The following is a 16,139-nucleotide window of genomic DNA, read 5'->3' as shown; positions in this document are numbered from 1 at the left end:
AAGAAAATTTTAATTACAATGGGGATGAGTTGTAAAGGTGGGGGACTATGAAGAAAGTATGTAATTCTATTAAACTAGCAGAGTATATGAAGAAAAATAATATTGATTCATTTTTTAGTCATGATATGAAGCCATATATGGAACTTATATTTTTTAAAAAGAATGAGTTTATTTGTAGAGAAAATGAAGAAATAGAGTATTTATTTTTCTTCGTTGAAGGAAAAGCGAAAGCGTTTAATACATTAAGTAACGGGAAATCTGTATTGCTATGTTTCTATGATAGTTTGCAGCTGTTAGGAGATGTTGAGTTAATTCATTCTCAAAAGACTGCTTCAAACGTACAAGTAATGGCAGATTCATATTGTGTTGCTTTACCTTTAGGAAAAGTGAGAAATCAGCTATTTCATGATGCGAAATTTTTAAGATGTATTTGTGGATCGTTAGCACATAAGTTAAATCGACTTTCAAAAAATAGTACAATTAATTTACTATATCCACTTGAAAATAGACTTGCAAGTTACATGTTAGCAGCAGGGGAACGAGCGGTGCAGCACGGAAATCGAATTGTGTTTAGTGGGAATTTAACGGAAACAGCTGAATTGTTAGGAACGAGTTATCGGCACCTATTACGTACATTAAATATTTTTTGTGATAAAGAGATTATAAAGAAAAACAATGGTTGCTTTGAAGTAGTGAATGTGGATGTTTTGAGGGAATTGGCTGCGGATGTTTATAAATAGGAGATGAAGTTATAAATGATTACACCTATATTTAGAATTTTTGATATTGAAAAAGCAAAACTATTTTACATAGGTTTTTTAGGATTTAAACTGGATTGGGAACATCGGTATGAGGAAAATATGCCATTATATATACAAATTTCGTTAGATGATACTGTGATACATTTATCAGAACATCATGGTGATGCCTCACCAGGTGGTACGATTCGGATCAAAATAGATGATGTAAAGGATTATCATTCTGTATTATTAAGTAAAGAATATGCTTATTCGAAGCCGAATATAGAAAAAACACCTTGGGGTACAATTGAATTAACTGTGATTGATCCGTTTTTAAATAGAATTATATTTTATGAGGAAAAATTGTCGGAGTAGAAAGGATTCATATACAAATATTCATGGGTTAAGTAGTGTAGTTACGTGGTAAATGTAATGAAGAGTAGTTCATAAAGTAGTGAACTGCTCTTTTTCATGTTGTTAAACAGATTGAATTATTGAAAAATAAATCGTATGATAAAATACATGAACAAATGAGCATATATTCATTTGTTGTAAGGAGGAGGGAAAAGATGTTAGATGCAATCATTGTTGGAGCTGGTCAAGCGGGATTGACAATAGGATACTACTTGAAGCAGGCAGGATATAATTTTTTATTACTCGAGGCAGGAAACCGAATTGGTGATTCATGGAGAAATAGATATGATTCTTTGCGGCTCTTTACACCGAGTGAATATAGTAGTTTACCAGGTAGGATATTAAAAGGAGCAAGGAATGAATTTCCACATAAAGATGAAATTGCAACTTATTTAGAAGAATATGCAAGACATTTTCAATTACCGGTACAATTACAAACGGAAGTTCTAAAAATAAAGAAAGAAAAAGAAATATTTGAATTACATACTCCTACAGAAATTTTACAAACGAAAAAAGTTATTATTGCATCAGGTGGTTTTCAGCAACCATTTATTCCCTCAGTTTCAGAAAATCTTTCACCACATATTTTTCAAATACATTCATCACAATATAGATCATCATCGCAAATTCCACAGGGGAAGGTACTTGTAGTAGGTGGCGGAAATTCAGGAATGCAAATCGCAGTAGAACTTGCAAAAACGCATGAAGTTACGGTGTCTATTAGTCATCCCTTAACGTTTTTACCGTTACAACTTTTTGGAAAAAGTATTTTTAATCTGCTAGAAAAAGTGGGTTTATTGTACGCTGAAATAAATACAAAGAGGGGAAGATGGTTTCAGAAGAGAAAGGACCCTATTTTCGGTTTTGAAGGTAAGAAACTTATTCGTAATGGAGCAATCAAACTACAAGAAAAAGTAGTAAGTGCATCAGGAAATAACATTATGTTTCAGAATGGTGATATTTATAGTGCAGAAAGCGTTATATGGTCAACTGGTTTTGTTCAAAATTATAATTGGATTGAAATTGAACAGGCAGTGAATGAGAAAGGGTTTCCTAATCATATAAAGGGAGTTAGTCCAGTAAGAGGATTGTATTATATCGGATTGCCGTGGCAATCTCAAAGAGGCTCTGCGCTTATTTGTGGTGTAGGAAAGGATGCAGTATATTTGCTTTCTGAAATCAAAAAAATAGATCAGTAGCAATAACTACTGATCATCCATATGTACATGAATTAGGAGAGGTCAAACATTTATTAACTTTATTATAATAGATTTTCATAGAATTAAAAACTGAAAATTCAAATTTCATGTTGAGAAAGTTTTTTGTATCGAAATATATGAAAAAATAGGGATTTTCATCCCACATTAACGGACAGTAAGGCCTCCACTGATTAAAGTTTCACTTTATTAAAAGGAAAAATGATATTTATATTTTAGTAAATTATGATATAGTCTAAATAAGTGTGTTTTTCCATAAATGTAATTATTTTCATTGTAGTTTCGTTTATATAAGGGAAGGAGAAGTAATTATGAAGTTTGATGATCAACGCTTACTAGGAGTCCGATTAGGTTCTGTACTTGTGACAGAGGAAAATCAATATTTAGTAATTAAGAAAAAAGATCATTATGCACTATTAAATATACATAATTTAGAATGCACTCATGTTGAAGTGCAGTTAGAACATTTGGAAGAAATGTTACATGAAGATTTCCAGGAAAGTATAACGGAGATTATCGCACCAGAACATATAAAAATTGTTGCGAAAAATGTTATATAGATAAAGAAGCTGGAAGGAACAGCTTCTTTATTTTCATTATAAGGATAACGTTTTTACAACCTCACCAATGATCCCTTCCATTTGATGAACACCTAAATCGGAATTGGTCATAATAACAGCGCCATTCCCGCAGTATGGATAACAAACCATCATACATTGAAATCCGACGCCCCATCCGAGTGAATAAATCTGTAATTCTTCATTAGAATCATCTAGAAAAACACCTAATCCAGTCCATTTTGAGCAACCTTGAGGAGAAATCATGTCTAGTACTAATTTTTGAGAAAGTTTTAGTTTGCCCTTTCCTTGTAAGGAATGAATGATTTCAATGACTAAAGCTGATAAGTCAGTGAAATAAAACAAATGAAAGTTAGTAAGGGGGAACATTCATGGAATTCTGGATGGTTATACCGATAGTAGCCTTTGGATTCATTTATATCGCTGAAAAATTAACTACAATTGAAAAGAAAAATGATGCGCGTTTAAAGAGAATTGAAGATAGATTACAATTAATTACGAAAGAATTGGGAATTGTAGAAAGAGAACCTGAAATTAATAAAGAACTACGCCAGCTTGTAGAAGAAGGCAAAAAAATTACAGCAGTTAAGAGAGTAAGAGAAGCTTTTGGTTTTTCCTTACTAGAAGCGAAGCAATATGTTGATAAATTATAAAAAAGATCACCCATTTGGGTGATCTTTTTCACTGCACCATGCGTGTATTTACATAAGCCGCGATTATAACGTGTCCAATTATAATGATAGGAAATAAGATTTTGGCATTAGGAGTAGTGAAGACACTACCGATTGTCGCAATGACACCAGCAATTAAATTATAAAGACCTACTATTTTTGATAGTGTCACTTTATCAAGCACGCGGCGTTCGTTGAATCCTGATAAGAGGCAAGTGTATTGTTTTACTCCGATGAAATAAGCTAGTGCAAATGAAATGATTGCTACTATGAATAATGATGGTGAAGCGAAGAGAGTCATTGCAAACACCTCCGTTAATGGGCTATAAATAAATTATAGTCTGAATGTTATAATTTAACAAAATACAATTTTGATTTTAAATGTAATAGAAAAATGGAGTATTTGTAATGAGGGGAGATTAAGTATGAATATTGTGGAGTTTCAGATTGGGATGACAAATTAACGAAGGAACTAATAGAAATGGTAGAAAAGAAATTTCAGAAGCGCGTAACGGATTTCATTATTACACATGCGCACGCTGATCGAATTGGCGGAATAAAAACGTTGAAAGAAAGAGGTATTAAAGCGCATAGTACAGCATTAACTGCAGAATTAGCAAAGAAAAATGGATATGAAGAGCCGCTTGGAGATTTACAAACAATTACGAGTTTGAAGTTTGGCAATACAAAAGTAGAAACGTTCCATCCAGGGAAAGGACGTACAGAAGATAATATTGTTGTTTGGTTGCCACAATATAAAATTTTAGCTGGAGGCTGTTTAGTGAAATCTGCGGAAGCAAAAGATTTAGGAAATGTTGCAGATGCATACGTAAATGAATGGTCTACATCGATTGAGAATGTGCTGAAGCGATATGGAAATATAGATTCGGTAGTACCTGGTCATGGAGAAGTAGGAGACAGAGGATTACTTTTACATACATTGGATTTATTAAAATAAGAAATTGTAGAAATACAAAAGAGAGGAGAAATAATTTTCTCCTCTCTTTCTTCTAACTATATTTAAATGCTGAATCTGTCGATTACGCCAGCATGTATTACTGAGATTTTAATTCCAAGTATACAAATACTAGAACTGTCATAATTGCTATAACAACGTAAGTAGCATCAAGCATTATAAGTGTTTTTAAAGTTTCAGTCATTCTAATTCACCCCTGTTATAAAAATATAACATGATCTTTTTATTGATTAGATAAGAGATCATAAAGATAAAATGTATATGAAATTTCTTAAGTAGTTTCTATATAAATATATCATATAAATAATGTAAGTAATGTTAAGATAGTGTAAATGTATTGTAAATAAAAAGCTTTACAATAAAGGCTTTAATAAAAAATGATAGTTCCTTAAAATAAAAAATACGCTATTCTTTCTATTGAATGATAGAAAAGGATGGCGTTTTTGTATGTCTATTTTCATATGTGATGAATTGCAACTATTTGTATAAGGGTTCAAAAAATTTTCGTTGTATATATTTCTCCAAATTAATTATTTAGCTATTTAAAAGTATCGAAAGATGTGTGCACACTAATGTACATTTTTTAGTGTCAATAAAAATATTATGTCAACAATATGAACTGTCACAAATCTTTATTTATTATTGTGATTGATATCACATCACTTTTTTTCAATGGGTATTATGCTTAAGGTGTAATAAATGATTGGGAGAGGGTGGGATGATATGTTTTGTTATCAATGTGAACAAACGCCAACAGGCGGATGTAAAGTGATGGGTGTTTGTGGTAAGAATGAAACGATTGCGAGTTTACAAGATACGATTGTGTTTGGGCTAAAAGGAATTGCAGCTTATCGCACACATGCTGCTCAGCTAGGGTATACGGATGCATTTGTAGATGCTACAACACAAGAAGCTTTATATATGACATTAACAAATTCTAATTTTAACGAACAAGAGCATATTGATATGGCTATGAAAGTTGGGAAATCAGCTTTACGGGTGATGGAGTTATTGGATGAGGCACATACGAATCATTTTGGTGTGCCAGAACCTGTACAAATTACACAAAATTGTGTAGAAGGTAAAGCAATTGTAGTTACGGGCCATAATTTATTTGCATTAGAAGAACTATTAAAGCAAACAGAAGGAAAAGACATTAATATTTATACGCATTCTGAAATGCTACCAGCACACGGATACCCGCAGCTGAAAAAATATAAACATTTAAAAGGAAACATCGGTAAGGCATGGTATGATCAAAGACGCCTTTTTGAAAAATTTACTGGTGCCATATTAGCTACAACGAACTGTGTTATGCCAATTAAAGGCTCGTACTCTGATCGATTCTTTTCATATGACATTGCAGGTTTAGAAGGTGTACAAAAAATTGAAAATGATGATTTTACAAAGTTAATTCAAAAAACGCTAGAACTTCCAGAAGTACATATGGAGTCGGATGAACAGTTAGTGACAGGGTTTCATCATAATACAGTATTATCATTAGCTCCAGAAATTATTGACGCAGTAAAAAAAGGGAAAATAAAGCGTTTCTTTGTTATCGCCGGTTGTGATGCACCGGGAAAAAGCGGAGAATATTATCGTGAATTAGCAACGTCACTTCCGCCAGAAACGGTTATTTTAACAACTTCTTGCGGGAAATTCCGCTTTAATGATGTGGATTACGGTGTTGTACCTGGTACGGAAATTCCGCGTTACATTGATTTAGGACAGTGCAATAATTCAATTTCTACAGTGAAAATAGCGGCTGCTTTAGCTGATGCTTTTCAATGTGAAGTGAATGAATTGCCAGTAAGTATTGTCCTATCATGGTTTGAACAAAAAGCGGTTGCCATTTTACTAGGGCTATTTAGTCTTGGGATTCAAGATATTCGCATCGGTCCAAAGGCTCCTGAATTTATTTCAGCTGGCGTGCTTGATGTATTACAAGAAACATTTGGTTTAAAACTAATTACAAATGCAGCAGAAGATATGGCTATGATGTTATCGTAACGGAAAAGATGTTTTCACTTAATTGTGGCTTTATAAATCATTTGTATGTGTGTGAGTAAACGTACATACATACAAATGATTATTAATAAAGAAAATTTGCTATATCTATAAATTTTATAATTTTATAAAGCTTTTAAAGTGTAACACCACATGCCCATCACCTTAAGATTTTAAGTATCCCCAAAACGAAATTTTTACATGAATATCTATAATTTCACCTCTTTTTCATTTGATTTGAAAATAAGCTTTCTATTTTTAAAAACCAACGATACCACCTCAAATTATATGAATAAAATCCATTCATTTATTAGGAAAATGGATTAAAAATAATAAGGTAGACTAAAAAGTAAAATATTATTTATGATAATCATTCTTTTATAAAATTCAAATTGGAAATAGCCCTACTCATTTTCAAAATGGAGGGGCTTTTTTTACTGTAAAATCAATATCTGCAGCTTATTTTTGTTGAAAAAATTCTCATTCTTATTTTGATAGTGATATGGGTACATATACATGCACATCAATCTTTTATTATGAAGTAGCCCTTGAATATATTGTTTTTTATTGACAGACATAAAAATGATTTATTTGCTGTATTGATAATTTATAGACGTTATAATAAAATGTTTATGTATATGTAAACTTAATTTATTTTTGTTTGGTTTCATTGGGAGGTTAGGCAGTGTTAATAACAATAAAATAATGGATATATCACCTGCAAAAAGAATGAAACCAATACGGAGAAGATGATTTCGTTAAAAATTCGAAAAATAAGCGTTATTAGCTCTTGAAGAAAAATGACTAGAAAAATTACAAGCATATGGAAAATAGGGTTATACAAAAAGTCTTAAAGGGGGACGGAATTATGGAGAAAAGAAAGTATTCAGTAACACCACAAGATCGAATGAATTATGTATTAGGTCTTTATTCTGCAGATCAACAAATTAATGCAGTTCTTTATTTTCCTGTAGGTATATCCAAGGAAATACTTGAAGAATCAGTAAGGATAACGTTGCAATTGCAACCAGTTTTGAACAGCCGGTTTGTAGAAAATGATATTCCTTACTGGAAGGAACATTCATCTGACACTAACTCATCTATTTGCTTTTTTGCAGAAGGAAATAATCAAGAACTTGAAATAATGGCAATAGATTTTATTAAAGAACCTGGTGATCGTATACAGGGGCCTATGGTTCAAACGAAATTATTACGGGGCACTACAACAGATATGTTAGTTGTGAAATTATCTCATCTATGTTCAGATGGTGCAGGAGTCAAGGAATATATTAAATTGCTTGGAACAATATATACGCACCTTTCATTGGGACGGTCTAAGAAGCAAATTATAAAGGAATTTGATGAGGGAAATGAGAGTTGTCGAGATCAATCACATGTATTCAAATACGCTGGAATATCGGACATAAAAAGTGCGTATCGTCCTAACCAAGAACAACAGGCATCGTTATGGTCTTTTCCATCTCAACCTAACAAAAATAAATTTCCCCAAATGTCCGTACGGCGATTGAGCCATGAGCAAACTCTACGTTTAACCCAATGGACAAAAGCACAACAGGCTACCTTGAATGATGTAATCATGACTGCATACTTCCGAGCTTTATCACATTTCACTGTGTATGCAGAACCTCGCACTGCAGAAAAAATGATTGGCTTGACAATTGATTTACGTCGATATCTGCCTAATAATACAACTGGTGCTATTTGCAACTTATCCGGTATGGAAATGTCAGTGATTAAAATGGAAGACGATGAAACATTTAAGCAGACTCTTGTTCGAGTTAAACAATCAATGGATAAAATAAAGTCTCAAAATCCAGGTCTTTCTTCAGCAGCAGGAATGGAGCTACTGGCAGAAATGAAGCTATCTACAGTGAAGGAAATGTATAATCAGCAATATGAAGAGGCTGTACAGATGGGGATGGCGTTGCCATTACTGACAAATTTGGGAGTGATCGCTGAGGAACCTATTCAGTTTGGTCAAATTCAAGCTGAGGACGGGTATATGGCATCGCCTATTATGTATGCACCATTCTTTTCAATGGGAGTAAGCTCTTATAATGGAAGACTTACATTTACGATTGGTTATCATGCGCCGGATACATCAAAAGAAAAGGTAGAAAAATTTTTAGATAGTGTTGTGAATCAACTATCAGAAATAAAATAAAAGAGAATATAGAGAACAAATTTCTAACAGAATTGTATTTTAGGGGCTCGTATCATGTACGGATAATCTCTGGGAATTTTCTCTGACCGCACTTGCCTTTATGCTTTATATGCAATGGGAATGGTAGTGAGAAACAATTTGTATCGTGAAAAAACATGATATATCGGTATGAAAACAATAAAGCAGAGCTGATTTAAATTACACTTTGAATCAGCGCTGTTTTACTAGTTTGACGGCCCTTACAACAAAAAAAGGAGACTGTATCCGGTTAGGGTAAAGCGGATTTTTAATTTTTTTGAAAATAAAGTTGACATCCACAACTACTTAGTCATACAATGTAGTTGTAATAAGTAATACTGAATAGTGTAGTTTTACTCAAAAGCTATTCAGTAAAAATTCGCCTTAGTACTCTGTAGTACTGAATATAAGCCAGACAGAATAGGGGGTAAAGGAGGATCAGGACATGGAAAATTTAACTGAAATGCTGAAAGGTTCACTGGAAGGGTGTGTACTGGAAATCATTAGTCGCCGTGAAACGTATGGCTATGAGATTACCCGCCACCTGAATGATCTTGGGTTTACCGAAGTTGTAGAAGGTACGGTGTATACTATCCTCGTACGATTAGAGAAGAAAAAGCTTGTGAATATTGAAAAGAAACCATCAGATATGGGGCCTCCTCGTAAGTTTTATTCATTAAATGAAGAAGGCCGCCAGGAGCTTGAATTGTTTTGGGAAAAATGGGATTTTGTATCGTCAAAAATTAACGTCTTGAAGTCAAAATAGGTTCATAAGATAAAATGTTCTGGCCGATACTTTGAGAATTTCTTGTTCGGCTTTATAAAAAAGGAGGAAAATAAGATGTTAGAAATGTTCAAAAAGTTAATTGGTGATAAAAAAGAGTACAAAATGATGATGGCACGAGTTGAGGCTCTGCCAGAGGACTACCAATTTGTATTTAAGAAAATTCAAAACTACATGTGGAATTTCTCAGCGGGTAACGGGATGGATATGTTACACATACAGTATGAATTAATCGATTTGTTCGAAGCGGGTGCAGCGGAAGGAAGACAAGTGCTTGACATTACTGGGGATGACGTGGCTTCCTTTGCTGACGAACTAGTGGCAAACGCTAAAACGTATGTCTCCAAGTATCGTGAAGATTTGAATGAAAGTATTATGAAGAAATTGAGAAAAAAATAAATGCAATTAGTAATACCGACTGATTAGCTGGTTACAAATGTGAATTGCCGCCATCGCTATTCAGTTATATTTTTAAACCAGTACTAAGTAATACAGATTATCAGTGATACTAAATAGAGGGTGTATGTAATCTAATTCTATAAGGGGGAAAAAGTATGAGCAATGCAGCAATTTCTATAAAAGGGTTAAAAAAATCTTTTAAAGATAAAGAAGTCTTAGAGGGAGTGGATTTTGAGGTGCAGCGTGGCGAAATTTTTGCGCTGCTAGGCTCAAATGGAGCGGGAAAGACGACAACGGTCAATATCCTTTCGACGTTAATGAAACAAGATGATGGTGAAGTGAGTATTTGCGGTTTTGACGTCCAGCGACAACCAGATCATGTTCGTCAAAGCATCAGTTTGACAGGACAGTTCGCAGCTTTAGACGGCATGCTTACTGGAAGGGAAAACTTGATAATGATCGCTAAGTTACGTGGTGTTTCCAATCCCGCACAAGTTGCTGATAATCTACTTGCAAGATTTAGCCTGACTGATGCGGCCAACCAGAGGGCAGACCAGTATTCAGGCGGGATGAAGCGCCGACTTGATATCGCGATGAGTTTGATTGGGGCGCCAGCAGTTATTTTTCTTGACGAACCAACGACTGGACTTGATCCGGAAGCGCGGATCGAAGTGTGGGATACCGTCAAGGAACTTGCCGGCAGCGGCACAACGATCTTGCTCACTACTCAGTACTTGGAGGAAGCGGAACAACTGGCGGACCGTATCGCTATTTTGCATGGCGGAAAAATTATTACGACAGGTACTCTTACTGAACTGAAAGAGATGTTCCCGCCAGCAAAAGTAGAGTATATCGAGAAGCAGCCGACGTTGGAAGAAATTTTCCTTGCGATTATCGGTAAAAAGGAGGAGATGTAAATGAAAAGCAAAACAGGGGTATTACTAGGGCGCTTAATGCGCAATATTATGCGTAGTCCGGATACAATTATTACGGTAGCAATTACACCGATTATGATGATGCTATTATTTGTTTACGTATTTGGCGGGGCTATAAAGACAGGAACGGATAACTACGTTAATTATTTATTGCCGGGAATTTTGCTAATGGCTATCGCATCCGGTGTAGCTTACACTTCCGTGCGACTATTTACGGATGTAAAGAGTGGGCTGATGGCACGTTTCATTACGATGCCTATTAAGCGCTCATCGATATTGTGGGCTCACGTTTTAACCTCTTTTGTTGCTAATGTACTTACTATCGTGGTGGTTATTCTTGTTGCATTATTAATGGGTTTCCGTTCCAGTGCTAATATTCTAGAGTGGCTCGCGGTAGCTGGAATACTTGGGATGTTTACGCTGGCGCTAACATGGCTAGCTATCATTCCAGGATTGAAAGCGAAGTCTATGGAAGGGGCGACTGCTTACTCGTACCCGCTAGTTTTTCTTCCATTTATTAGTTCGGCCTTTGTGCCTACCGAAACGATGCCAAAAATTGTTCGTGCGTTTGCAGAGAATCAGCCTGTAACTTCAATCGTGAATGCGATTCGTGCTCTTTTATATGAAGGAACTGTGGGTAACGATATTTGGATTGCACTCGCTTGGTGCGTAGGTATAATGGTCATCTCTTACTTTTTCGCCAGTAAAGCATTTAAACGTCAGTTAGGGTAAGAAACGAGATAAACGAAACCTTCAGGAATAATATATATTTAGAAAAGCACGGGAGATTTTCCGTGCTTTTATTATTTATCATGCTCTCATTGTAGTAAATGAAATGGTATTTAAAAATAGGATAATTATCCAGTGATAAAGCTTAATATTTGAGGCTCACTGCTTATGGAATGTATAAGCACACTCGTTTTTGTAAATCTGCTAATACTTCATCGGGTATTTCTTTGATTTTAATATCCTTCCCTAGAAAAAGCAGCCAATTTATTATTTCCATCACTTCATCGGGATTGTTAACATTGATAAAAGTTTTTAAAATGGCTGTGGATTGGTAAGGATTAGTATAAGATATTGAAATTTTTAAAGGATGGTATTTTTTGAACTGGGCAATTGCTGTCGGACCAAGTTCAAATACAAGGTTAATTGCTTCGTCCTTCTTACTTAGTTTTTCTAAAATCTTTTTCTTATTTAGCCTTTTGTTCGTCGTGTATGGTTCGATATTAATGAGATCATCGACAGGAAACATCATCTTCTTTTCTTCTTTTAAGTCAAACCCTTCAATGATCCAATGGCTTTTTTCTTGATAAAGGTGCAATAGATAAATTGGATAAGACTTGATTTCTTCATCTTCTTTCATAGTAATCAATAAATGGTTATCTAAAAGAAGGATTTGAATGAGTTTTTCTAACATAGGATGGGGGAGATCAGAAAGCTCAAGTAGATCGGGATTATAAGGATTAGTCCCTTGGAAAAGCAAGAGTTGATTTAAAAGAACGAGATCATCTTGCTGGGTTTCTGAGATGAGTCCTAGTAGTTTTTCGGCTAAAGATTGACGACTCTTTAGGTAGGGAAGTTGTTGATTCCTCGTAGCCATAAAGGCAATAAAAAGAGCTTTCACTTCATTATCAGTAAAGCGAACAACGGGCAGGATAGAGTTGTGCATAACAAAATATCCCCCGGTCCTCCCAACTTCAACGACAAGTGGCATTCCCATAGCTTCAATTTCTCTAATGTCTCTAATAGCTGTCGACCGTGATATGTTAAATTCTTGTATAATTTCAGATATTGTAAAGTGGGAGCGGTTGTTGATATACCGCATAATTGTATTAATCCGTTCAACTTTTTTCATTTTGGTCTCCTAAACAGTATCATTTTTTGACATGGTTTAAAGGTATTATAAACGTATCAGATGAAAAGATAAATCATTTGAATCATTTTAAAAGAAGGAAGGTTTTGAATATGAAGAATTATACGATTGAAGAAAAAGATAGCTTTATTGTGTTAGGTATTGGAACTGAAATTAAGAGTGACTATACAGACTTTGCTGGGATAAATAAAGAAAAGGAAGACTTTTGGTCGGCTGTTAAAGAAGATGGAAGGCTGGACACTTTAAAAGCTTTAGCTACAAATGAATACATTTTTTCCGTGAGCGAAGCGGTGAATAACAAAATGATGTATTATGCGGGTGTCATGACAGAAGCACAAATAGAAGAAGAATCTAGAGTGATTCAGTTTCCGAGGGGAGAATACTTAGTAGTGAAAGGGGAAGACAAAACGGCTAAAGAGCTAAGTAATAAGCTTACTGGCATCGCCTTCGGTCAAGCTTTACCAGAAGCAAAGGATTTTGCCTATGTTGGTGGACCGAATACAACGGTTGAGATGGGACAGAGAAATGGCCTAGTATTTGGTGAAATGTGGATTCCGGTTGTTAGGAAGTAAAGTGATAAAAGGTGCGAATATGGAAAGTAGAGGCTAATGATCTTGTATTGTTGGCCTTTTTGAAATGAATATAATATTCATATACTGCTACACAGTATGTTCTGATAAAATGGAATAAAAGGGAATTACTGTAAGGTGGTGGGGAGAATAAAAAAGGCTATTTGAGCTATTCATAGTAACGTTTGTTTTTCTATTCCTTCATGTAAGTACATTTACTAATGAAAGATTTAACGATAAATTGGGATCCTTTACTTTCATTGTGCTACTTCTTATGCTTTCTATTTACACTGCATTTATAGAAAAGTATTTTGATGATATACAAAAGTGGATTCGAAATATTACATGTTGCTTTGCTTTATTCGTAGTGGTTTTAGTAGCTCTATGGATAGGTTATTTTTAGTCCTTACTTAAGAGAATGAGAAATATGTGATTACACTACATTCGATTCGATAATATGACTTAGCTGCATCGGTTTATATTAATCTTTTCTCTCCTCAATCATGATAAAATGTACAAAATGAGAATCCAATTTAATAGATATTATAAGAAAACCATCAATTTGATTATCCTTTTTCAAATTGATGGTTTTTATTTTTGAAATAAATATGTATTTTTTAAAAAAATATTTTTTGACCCCCATAAAACTATGTATTCCTCCGAATATGTATAGTGAAGAAAATAAATAGAAGAAAAATGACTATGAAAGAATATAGAAGCATTAATAAATTTACTAGATTAAGTGGGCATCCGAAATAAAAGGATGAAATTACCAATGATATAGAGAAGAGTTATTCAAGGATTGCAGATAAAATAGAAAAAGAATAAGCAAAACGAACGGTAGAAAATAAGAAAGTAGATAAAAATTAAAACTTAACTTTTGTGCCGAGAGAAAAGGAAAATCATTAAGAAAACGTTAGGAAAAGTTAGAATCGAAAAATATAACTAACAGCAAGAAGACAAGACCGAAGAAAAGTACCAAGAAAATCTGGTTAAATGGTCACTTGTGTAGTGGCCATTTTGCTATTTGAAGGAGGCTGGGAGATTACAAGTGTTGAGTTTAGTAATGAAGATCTTAAGAAAACCGAAAATAGAAGATATCGTATGTAACATACAAAACAACGAAGAAGACAAAGAAGCGTTTATCGTACAGTATCAGCCTTTTATTAGAAAATCAATCTCATCTGTCTGCCGCCGATATATTACAGAACAGGATGATGAATATAGCATTGGATTGTTTGCGTTTAACGAAGCAATTGAACAGTATTCATATACAAAAGGAAAATCCTTTTTAGCGTTTGCTGATCTTCTTATAAAAAGAGATGTAATTGACTATATACGTAAGGAGTCTAAACATAACTTTGTCTTTTTAAAAGAAGATGAGCAAGAGGAAATGTTAGAAATGCAAGTATCGCTTACGGAGTATATGAAAGAGATGGAAAATAGTAACCGTAAGGAGGAAATTCTTCATTTTCAAAGTGTGCTAGCTGAGTTTAAAATCACATTCTCAGAGCTTGCTAAAGAATCTCCTAAGCATCGTGATACACGTGAGCACTTAATAGAAATTGTAAAAATTATTATAAAAGAAGAGGAAATGATGGAAGAGCTGTTCCGAAAGAAAAAGTTACCGCTTAAACATATAGAACCACGTGTTAGGGTAAGTCGTAAAACGTTGGAACGACATAGAAAATACATTATTGCAATGTGTATTATTTTTGCAAACAACTATACATATATTCTGGATTACATAAGAGGGGAAAAGCATGATGAATAAAGGAATTGTGATGGATATAAAAAAGCATAGCGTAGTTGTTTTAACACCAAATGGAGAGTTTATTACGTGTAAAAGAAAAGGGGATTCTTGCATAATCGGGGAGGAAATCTTATTTGATGAGCAAGAACAAAAAGCATCGCATTTTTCGATCCCTTCCTTTTTAAAACCTGCATCAATACTTGTTGCTTGTTTTCTATTTGCAGTGCTGTTTTTCTACAACCAACCAGAAGAAAAAGTATTTGCTTACGTCTCAGTTGATATAAATCCAAGTTTAGAGGTGAGCGTAACAAAGGATTTTCGTGTTATAGATTTGCAGGCTTGTAATGATGATGGAAGGCGTATTTTAAAAGAATTGAAGCAATGGGAAAATAAACAATTGCAAGAAGTAATACGTAGGATTATAAAGCAAAGTCAAGAGGATAAGTATTTAACGAATGATAAGCAAGTTATGCTAACAGCTGTTGCAAAGGACAAGGCACTAGAACCACAGTTGGAAAAGGCGATGAAAGAATTAAAGAAAGAATATGAGCTAAAACATATTACAGTTGAATATCAAAGTAGCACAATGCAAGTACGAGAGAATGCTAGAAAAGCTGGAATTGGCACAGGTGTCTATATAAAGCAAGAGAGTGAGAAGAACAAATCGCTTACGCCTCCTGCCACGCCGTCTAATCCGGTGGAAAACGAAGAAGAGATACAATTGCAGCCGGAGTCATCTCCTGATGCATCACCGGATTTGTCTCCCGTACAAGAAAAAAAATATGAGAAGCCAGAGCATAAAGAACAAAAGAAAACAGAAGAACAGCCATCGAAGCAAATAAAAGAAAACAATGGAAGAGGATCCCAGCAAGAAAATAGAGGGAATCAACAGGAGAATAACAGTAGAGAATCTCAACAGGGAAATAATGGGGACCGACAAGGGAACAATGGAAGAGGATCTCAACAAGGAAATAATGGGAATCAGCAAGGGAACAACGGAAGAGGATCTCAACAAGG

At 34.4% G+C, this 16,139-nt stretch carries 17 protein-coding genes and 2 pseudogenes; 16 read left to right on the top strand and 3 right to left on the bottom strand.

The features are described 5' to 3' along the window. The first annotated feature begins 47 nt into the window (after positions 1–47). The 4 genes from yeiL (at position 48) to MR160_RS17935 (ending at position 2,931) form a co-directional block, all read left to right on the top strand. Positions 48–740: a transcriptional regulator YeiL gene (yeiL, locus tag MR160_RS17950; RefSeq protein WP_000754833.1), complete on the top strand. Its 693-nt coding sequence runs from the start codon at positions 48–50 to the stop codon at positions 738–740. Between the two features lie 15 nt (positions 741–755). Beyond that, on the top strand, positions 756–1,115 hold the full coding sequence (locus MR160_RS17945) for a glyoxalase superfamily protein (RefSeq protein WP_000632390.1): 360 nt from the start codon (positions 756–758) through the stop codon (positions 1,113–1,115). Between the two features lie 194 nt (positions 1,116–1,309). Further along, positions 1,310–2,353 carry a flavin-containing monooxygenase gene (locus MR160_RS17940; RefSeq protein ID WP_000882899.1) on the top strand — a complete coding sequence of 348 codons (1,044 nt, stop codon included), beginning with the start codon at positions 1,310–1,312 and terminating at the stop codon, positions 2,351–2,353. 329 nt (positions 2,354–2,682) lie between these two features. Next, a complete protein-coding gene (locus MR160_RS17935) occupies positions 2,683–2,931 on the top strand; it encodes a hypothetical protein (RefSeq protein ID WP_000666947.1) in 249 nt (82 codons plus the stop codon). A gap of 36 nt (positions 2,932–2,967) precedes the next feature. Here MR160_RS17935 and MR160_RS17930 read toward each other — a convergent pair. Beyond that, positions 2,968–3,282: pseudogene (locus MR160_RS17930) on the bottom strand (serine hydrolase domain-containing protein); the annotation flags it as partial. A 38-nt stretch (positions 3,283–3,320) separates the two neighbouring features. Here MR160_RS17930 and MR160_RS17925 point away from each other — a divergent pair. Then, positions 3,321–3,602, top strand: coding sequence for a hypothetical protein (locus MR160_RS17925; protein WP_000397727.1), 282 nt, complete (start codon positions 3,321–3,323; stop codon positions 3,600–3,602). Between the two features lie 28 nt (positions 3,603–3,630). Here the strand turns inward: MR160_RS17925 and MR160_RS17920 are convergent, their stop codons facing one another. Then, complete coding sequence (locus tag MR160_RS17920) at positions 3,631–3,921, bottom strand: DUF3784 domain-containing protein (protein ID WP_000171767.1); 291 nt, start codon at positions 3,919–3,921, stop codon at positions 3,631–3,633. Between the two features lie 141 nt (positions 3,922–4,062). On the opposite strand from MR160_RS17920, the pseudogene bla reads away from it, so the two are divergent. From bla to MR160_RS17885, 7 genes and pseudogenes are all read left to right on the top strand, one after another. Further along, a pseudogene (gene bla, locus MR160_RS17915) lies at positions 4,063–4,578 on the top strand (subclass B1 metallo-beta-lactamase); the annotation flags it as partial. A 741-nt stretch (positions 4,579–5,319) separates the two neighbouring features. Beyond that, complete coding sequence (gene hcp, locus MR160_RS17910) at positions 5,320–6,606, top strand: hydroxylamine reductase (protein ID WP_242297825.1); 1,287 nt, start codon at positions 5,320–5,322, stop codon at positions 6,604–6,606. A gap of 865 nt (positions 6,607–7,471) precedes the next feature. Continuing rightward, on the top strand, positions 7,472–8,788 hold the full coding sequence (locus MR160_RS17905; RefSeq protein ID WP_098900547.1) for a condensation domain-containing protein: 1,317 nt from the start codon (positions 7,472–7,474) through the stop codon (positions 8,786–8,788). A 463-nt stretch (positions 8,789–9,251) separates the two neighbouring features. Further along, on the top strand, positions 9,252–9,572 hold the full coding sequence (locus MR160_RS17900) for a PadR family transcriptional regulator (protein ID WP_000429487.1): 321 nt from the start codon (positions 9,252–9,254) through the stop codon (positions 9,570–9,572). Positions 9,573–9,647: 75 nt separating this feature from the next. Further along, positions 9,648–9,989, top strand: a complete 342-nt coding sequence (locus MR160_RS17895; RefSeq protein ID WP_000891986.1) for a DUF1048 domain-containing protein — start codon at positions 9,648–9,650, stop codon at positions 9,987–9,989. Positions 9,990–10,144: 155 nt separating this feature from the next. Beyond that, complete coding sequence (locus MR160_RS17890) at positions 10,145–10,906, top strand: ABC transporter ATP-binding protein (RefSeq protein ID WP_000063306.1); 762 nt, start codon at positions 10,145–10,147, stop codon at positions 10,904–10,906. Next, on the top strand, positions 10,907–11,656 hold the full coding sequence (locus MR160_RS17885) for an ABC transporter permease (RefSeq protein ID WP_000837798.1): 750 nt from the start codon (positions 10,907–10,909) through the stop codon (positions 11,654–11,656). 163 nt (positions 11,657–11,819) lie between these two features. Here MR160_RS17885 and MR160_RS17880 read toward each other — a convergent pair whose 3' ends face one another. After that, complete coding sequence (locus MR160_RS17880; RefSeq protein WP_242297823.1) at positions 11,820–12,782, bottom strand: helix-turn-helix transcriptional regulator; 963 nt, start codon at positions 12,780–12,782, stop codon at positions 11,820–11,822. Between the two features lie 110 nt (positions 12,783–12,892). Between MR160_RS17880 and MR160_RS17875 the strand changes: the two genes are divergently transcribed. The 4 genes from MR160_RS17875 to MR160_RS17860 form a co-directional block, all read left to right on the top strand. Next, positions 12,893–13,372 (top strand): GyrI-like domain-containing protein, encoded by a 480-nt coding sequence (locus MR160_RS17875; protein WP_000801030.1) that lies wholly within the window; start codon positions 12,893–12,895, stop codon positions 13,370–13,372. 172 nt (positions 13,373–13,544) lie between these two features. Further along, positions 13,545–13,772: a DUF3963 domain-containing protein gene (locus MR160_RS17870; RefSeq protein ID WP_082180115.1), complete on the top strand. Its 228-nt coding sequence runs from the start codon at positions 13,545–13,547 to the stop codon at positions 13,770–13,772. A 648-nt stretch (positions 13,773–14,420) separates the two neighbouring features. Then, positions 14,421–15,143 carry an RNA polymerase sigma factor SigI gene (gene sigI, locus MR160_RS17865; protein WP_002082432.1) on the top strand — a complete coding sequence of 241 codons (723 nt, stop codon included), beginning with the start codon at positions 14,421–14,423 and terminating at the stop codon, positions 15,141–15,143. Continuing rightward, positions 15,133–16,139: anti-sigma-I factor RsgI family protein (locus MR160_RS17860; protein ID WP_000981214.1), on the top strand; the 1,007-nt coding region annotated here is incomplete at its 3' end. The genes sigI and MR160_RS17860, both read left to right, overlap by 11 nt.

Origin of the sequence: Bacillus cereus group sp. BfR-BA-01382, assembly GCF_022663475.1 — a bacterium.
Taxonomy (GTDB): domain Bacteria; phylum Bacillota; class Bacilli; order Bacillales; family Bacillaceae_G; genus Bacillus_A; species Bacillus_A thuringiensis_S.
This window is presented reverse-complemented; position numbering and strand designations above follow the sequence as displayed.

Bases quoted from the DNA above. Each gene is read 5' to 3' on its own strand.
- yeiL (WP_000754833.1), top strand. From the start codon at position 48: ATGAAGAAAGTATGTAATTCTATTAAACTAGCAGAGTATATGAAGAAA.
- MR160_RS17945 (WP_000632390.1), top strand. From the start codon at position 756: ATGATTACACCTATATTTAGAATTTTTGATATTGAAAAAGCAAAACTA.
- MR160_RS17940 (WP_000882899.1), top strand. From the start codon at position 1,310: ATGTTAGATGCAATCATTGTTGGAGCTGGTCAAGCGGGATTGACAATA.
- MR160_RS17935 (WP_000666947.1), top strand. From the start codon at position 2,683: ATGAAGTTTGATGATCAACGCTTACTAGGAGTCCGATTAGGTTCTGTA.
- MR160_RS17925 (WP_000397727.1), top strand. From the start codon at position 3,321: ATGGAATTCTGGATGGTTATACCGATAGTAGCCTTTGGATTCATTTAT.
- MR160_RS17920 (WP_000171767.1), bottom strand. From the start codon at position 3,921: ATGACTCTCTTCGCTTCACCATCATTATTCATAGTAGCAATCATTTCA.
- hcp (WP_242297825.1), top strand. From the start codon at position 5,320: ATGTTTTGTTATCAATGTGAACAAACGCCAACAGGCGGATGTAAAGTG.
- MR160_RS17905 (WP_098900547.1), top strand. From the start codon at position 7,472: ATGGAGAAAAGAAAGTATTCAGTAACACCACAAGATCGAATGAATTAT.
- MR160_RS17900 (WP_000429487.1), top strand. From the start codon at position 9,252: ATGGAAAATTTAACTGAAATGCTGAAAGGTTCACTGGAAGGGTGTGTA.
- MR160_RS17895 (WP_000891986.1), top strand. From the start codon at position 9,648: ATGTTAGAAATGTTCAAAAAGTTAATTGGTGATAAAAAAGAGTACAAA.
- MR160_RS17890 (WP_000063306.1), top strand. From the start codon at position 10,145: ATGAGCAATGCAGCAATTTCTATAAAAGGGTTAAAAAAATCTTTTAAA.
- MR160_RS17885 (WP_000837798.1), top strand. From the start codon at position 10,907: ATGAAAAGCAAAACAGGGGTATTACTAGGGCGCTTAATGCGCAATATT.
- MR160_RS17880 (WP_242297823.1), bottom strand. From the start codon at position 12,782: ATGAAAAAAGTTGAACGGATTAATACAATTATGCGGTATATCAACAAC.
- MR160_RS17875 (WP_000801030.1), top strand. From the start codon at position 12,893: ATGAAGAATTATACGATTGAAGAAAAAGATAGCTTTATTGTGTTAGGT.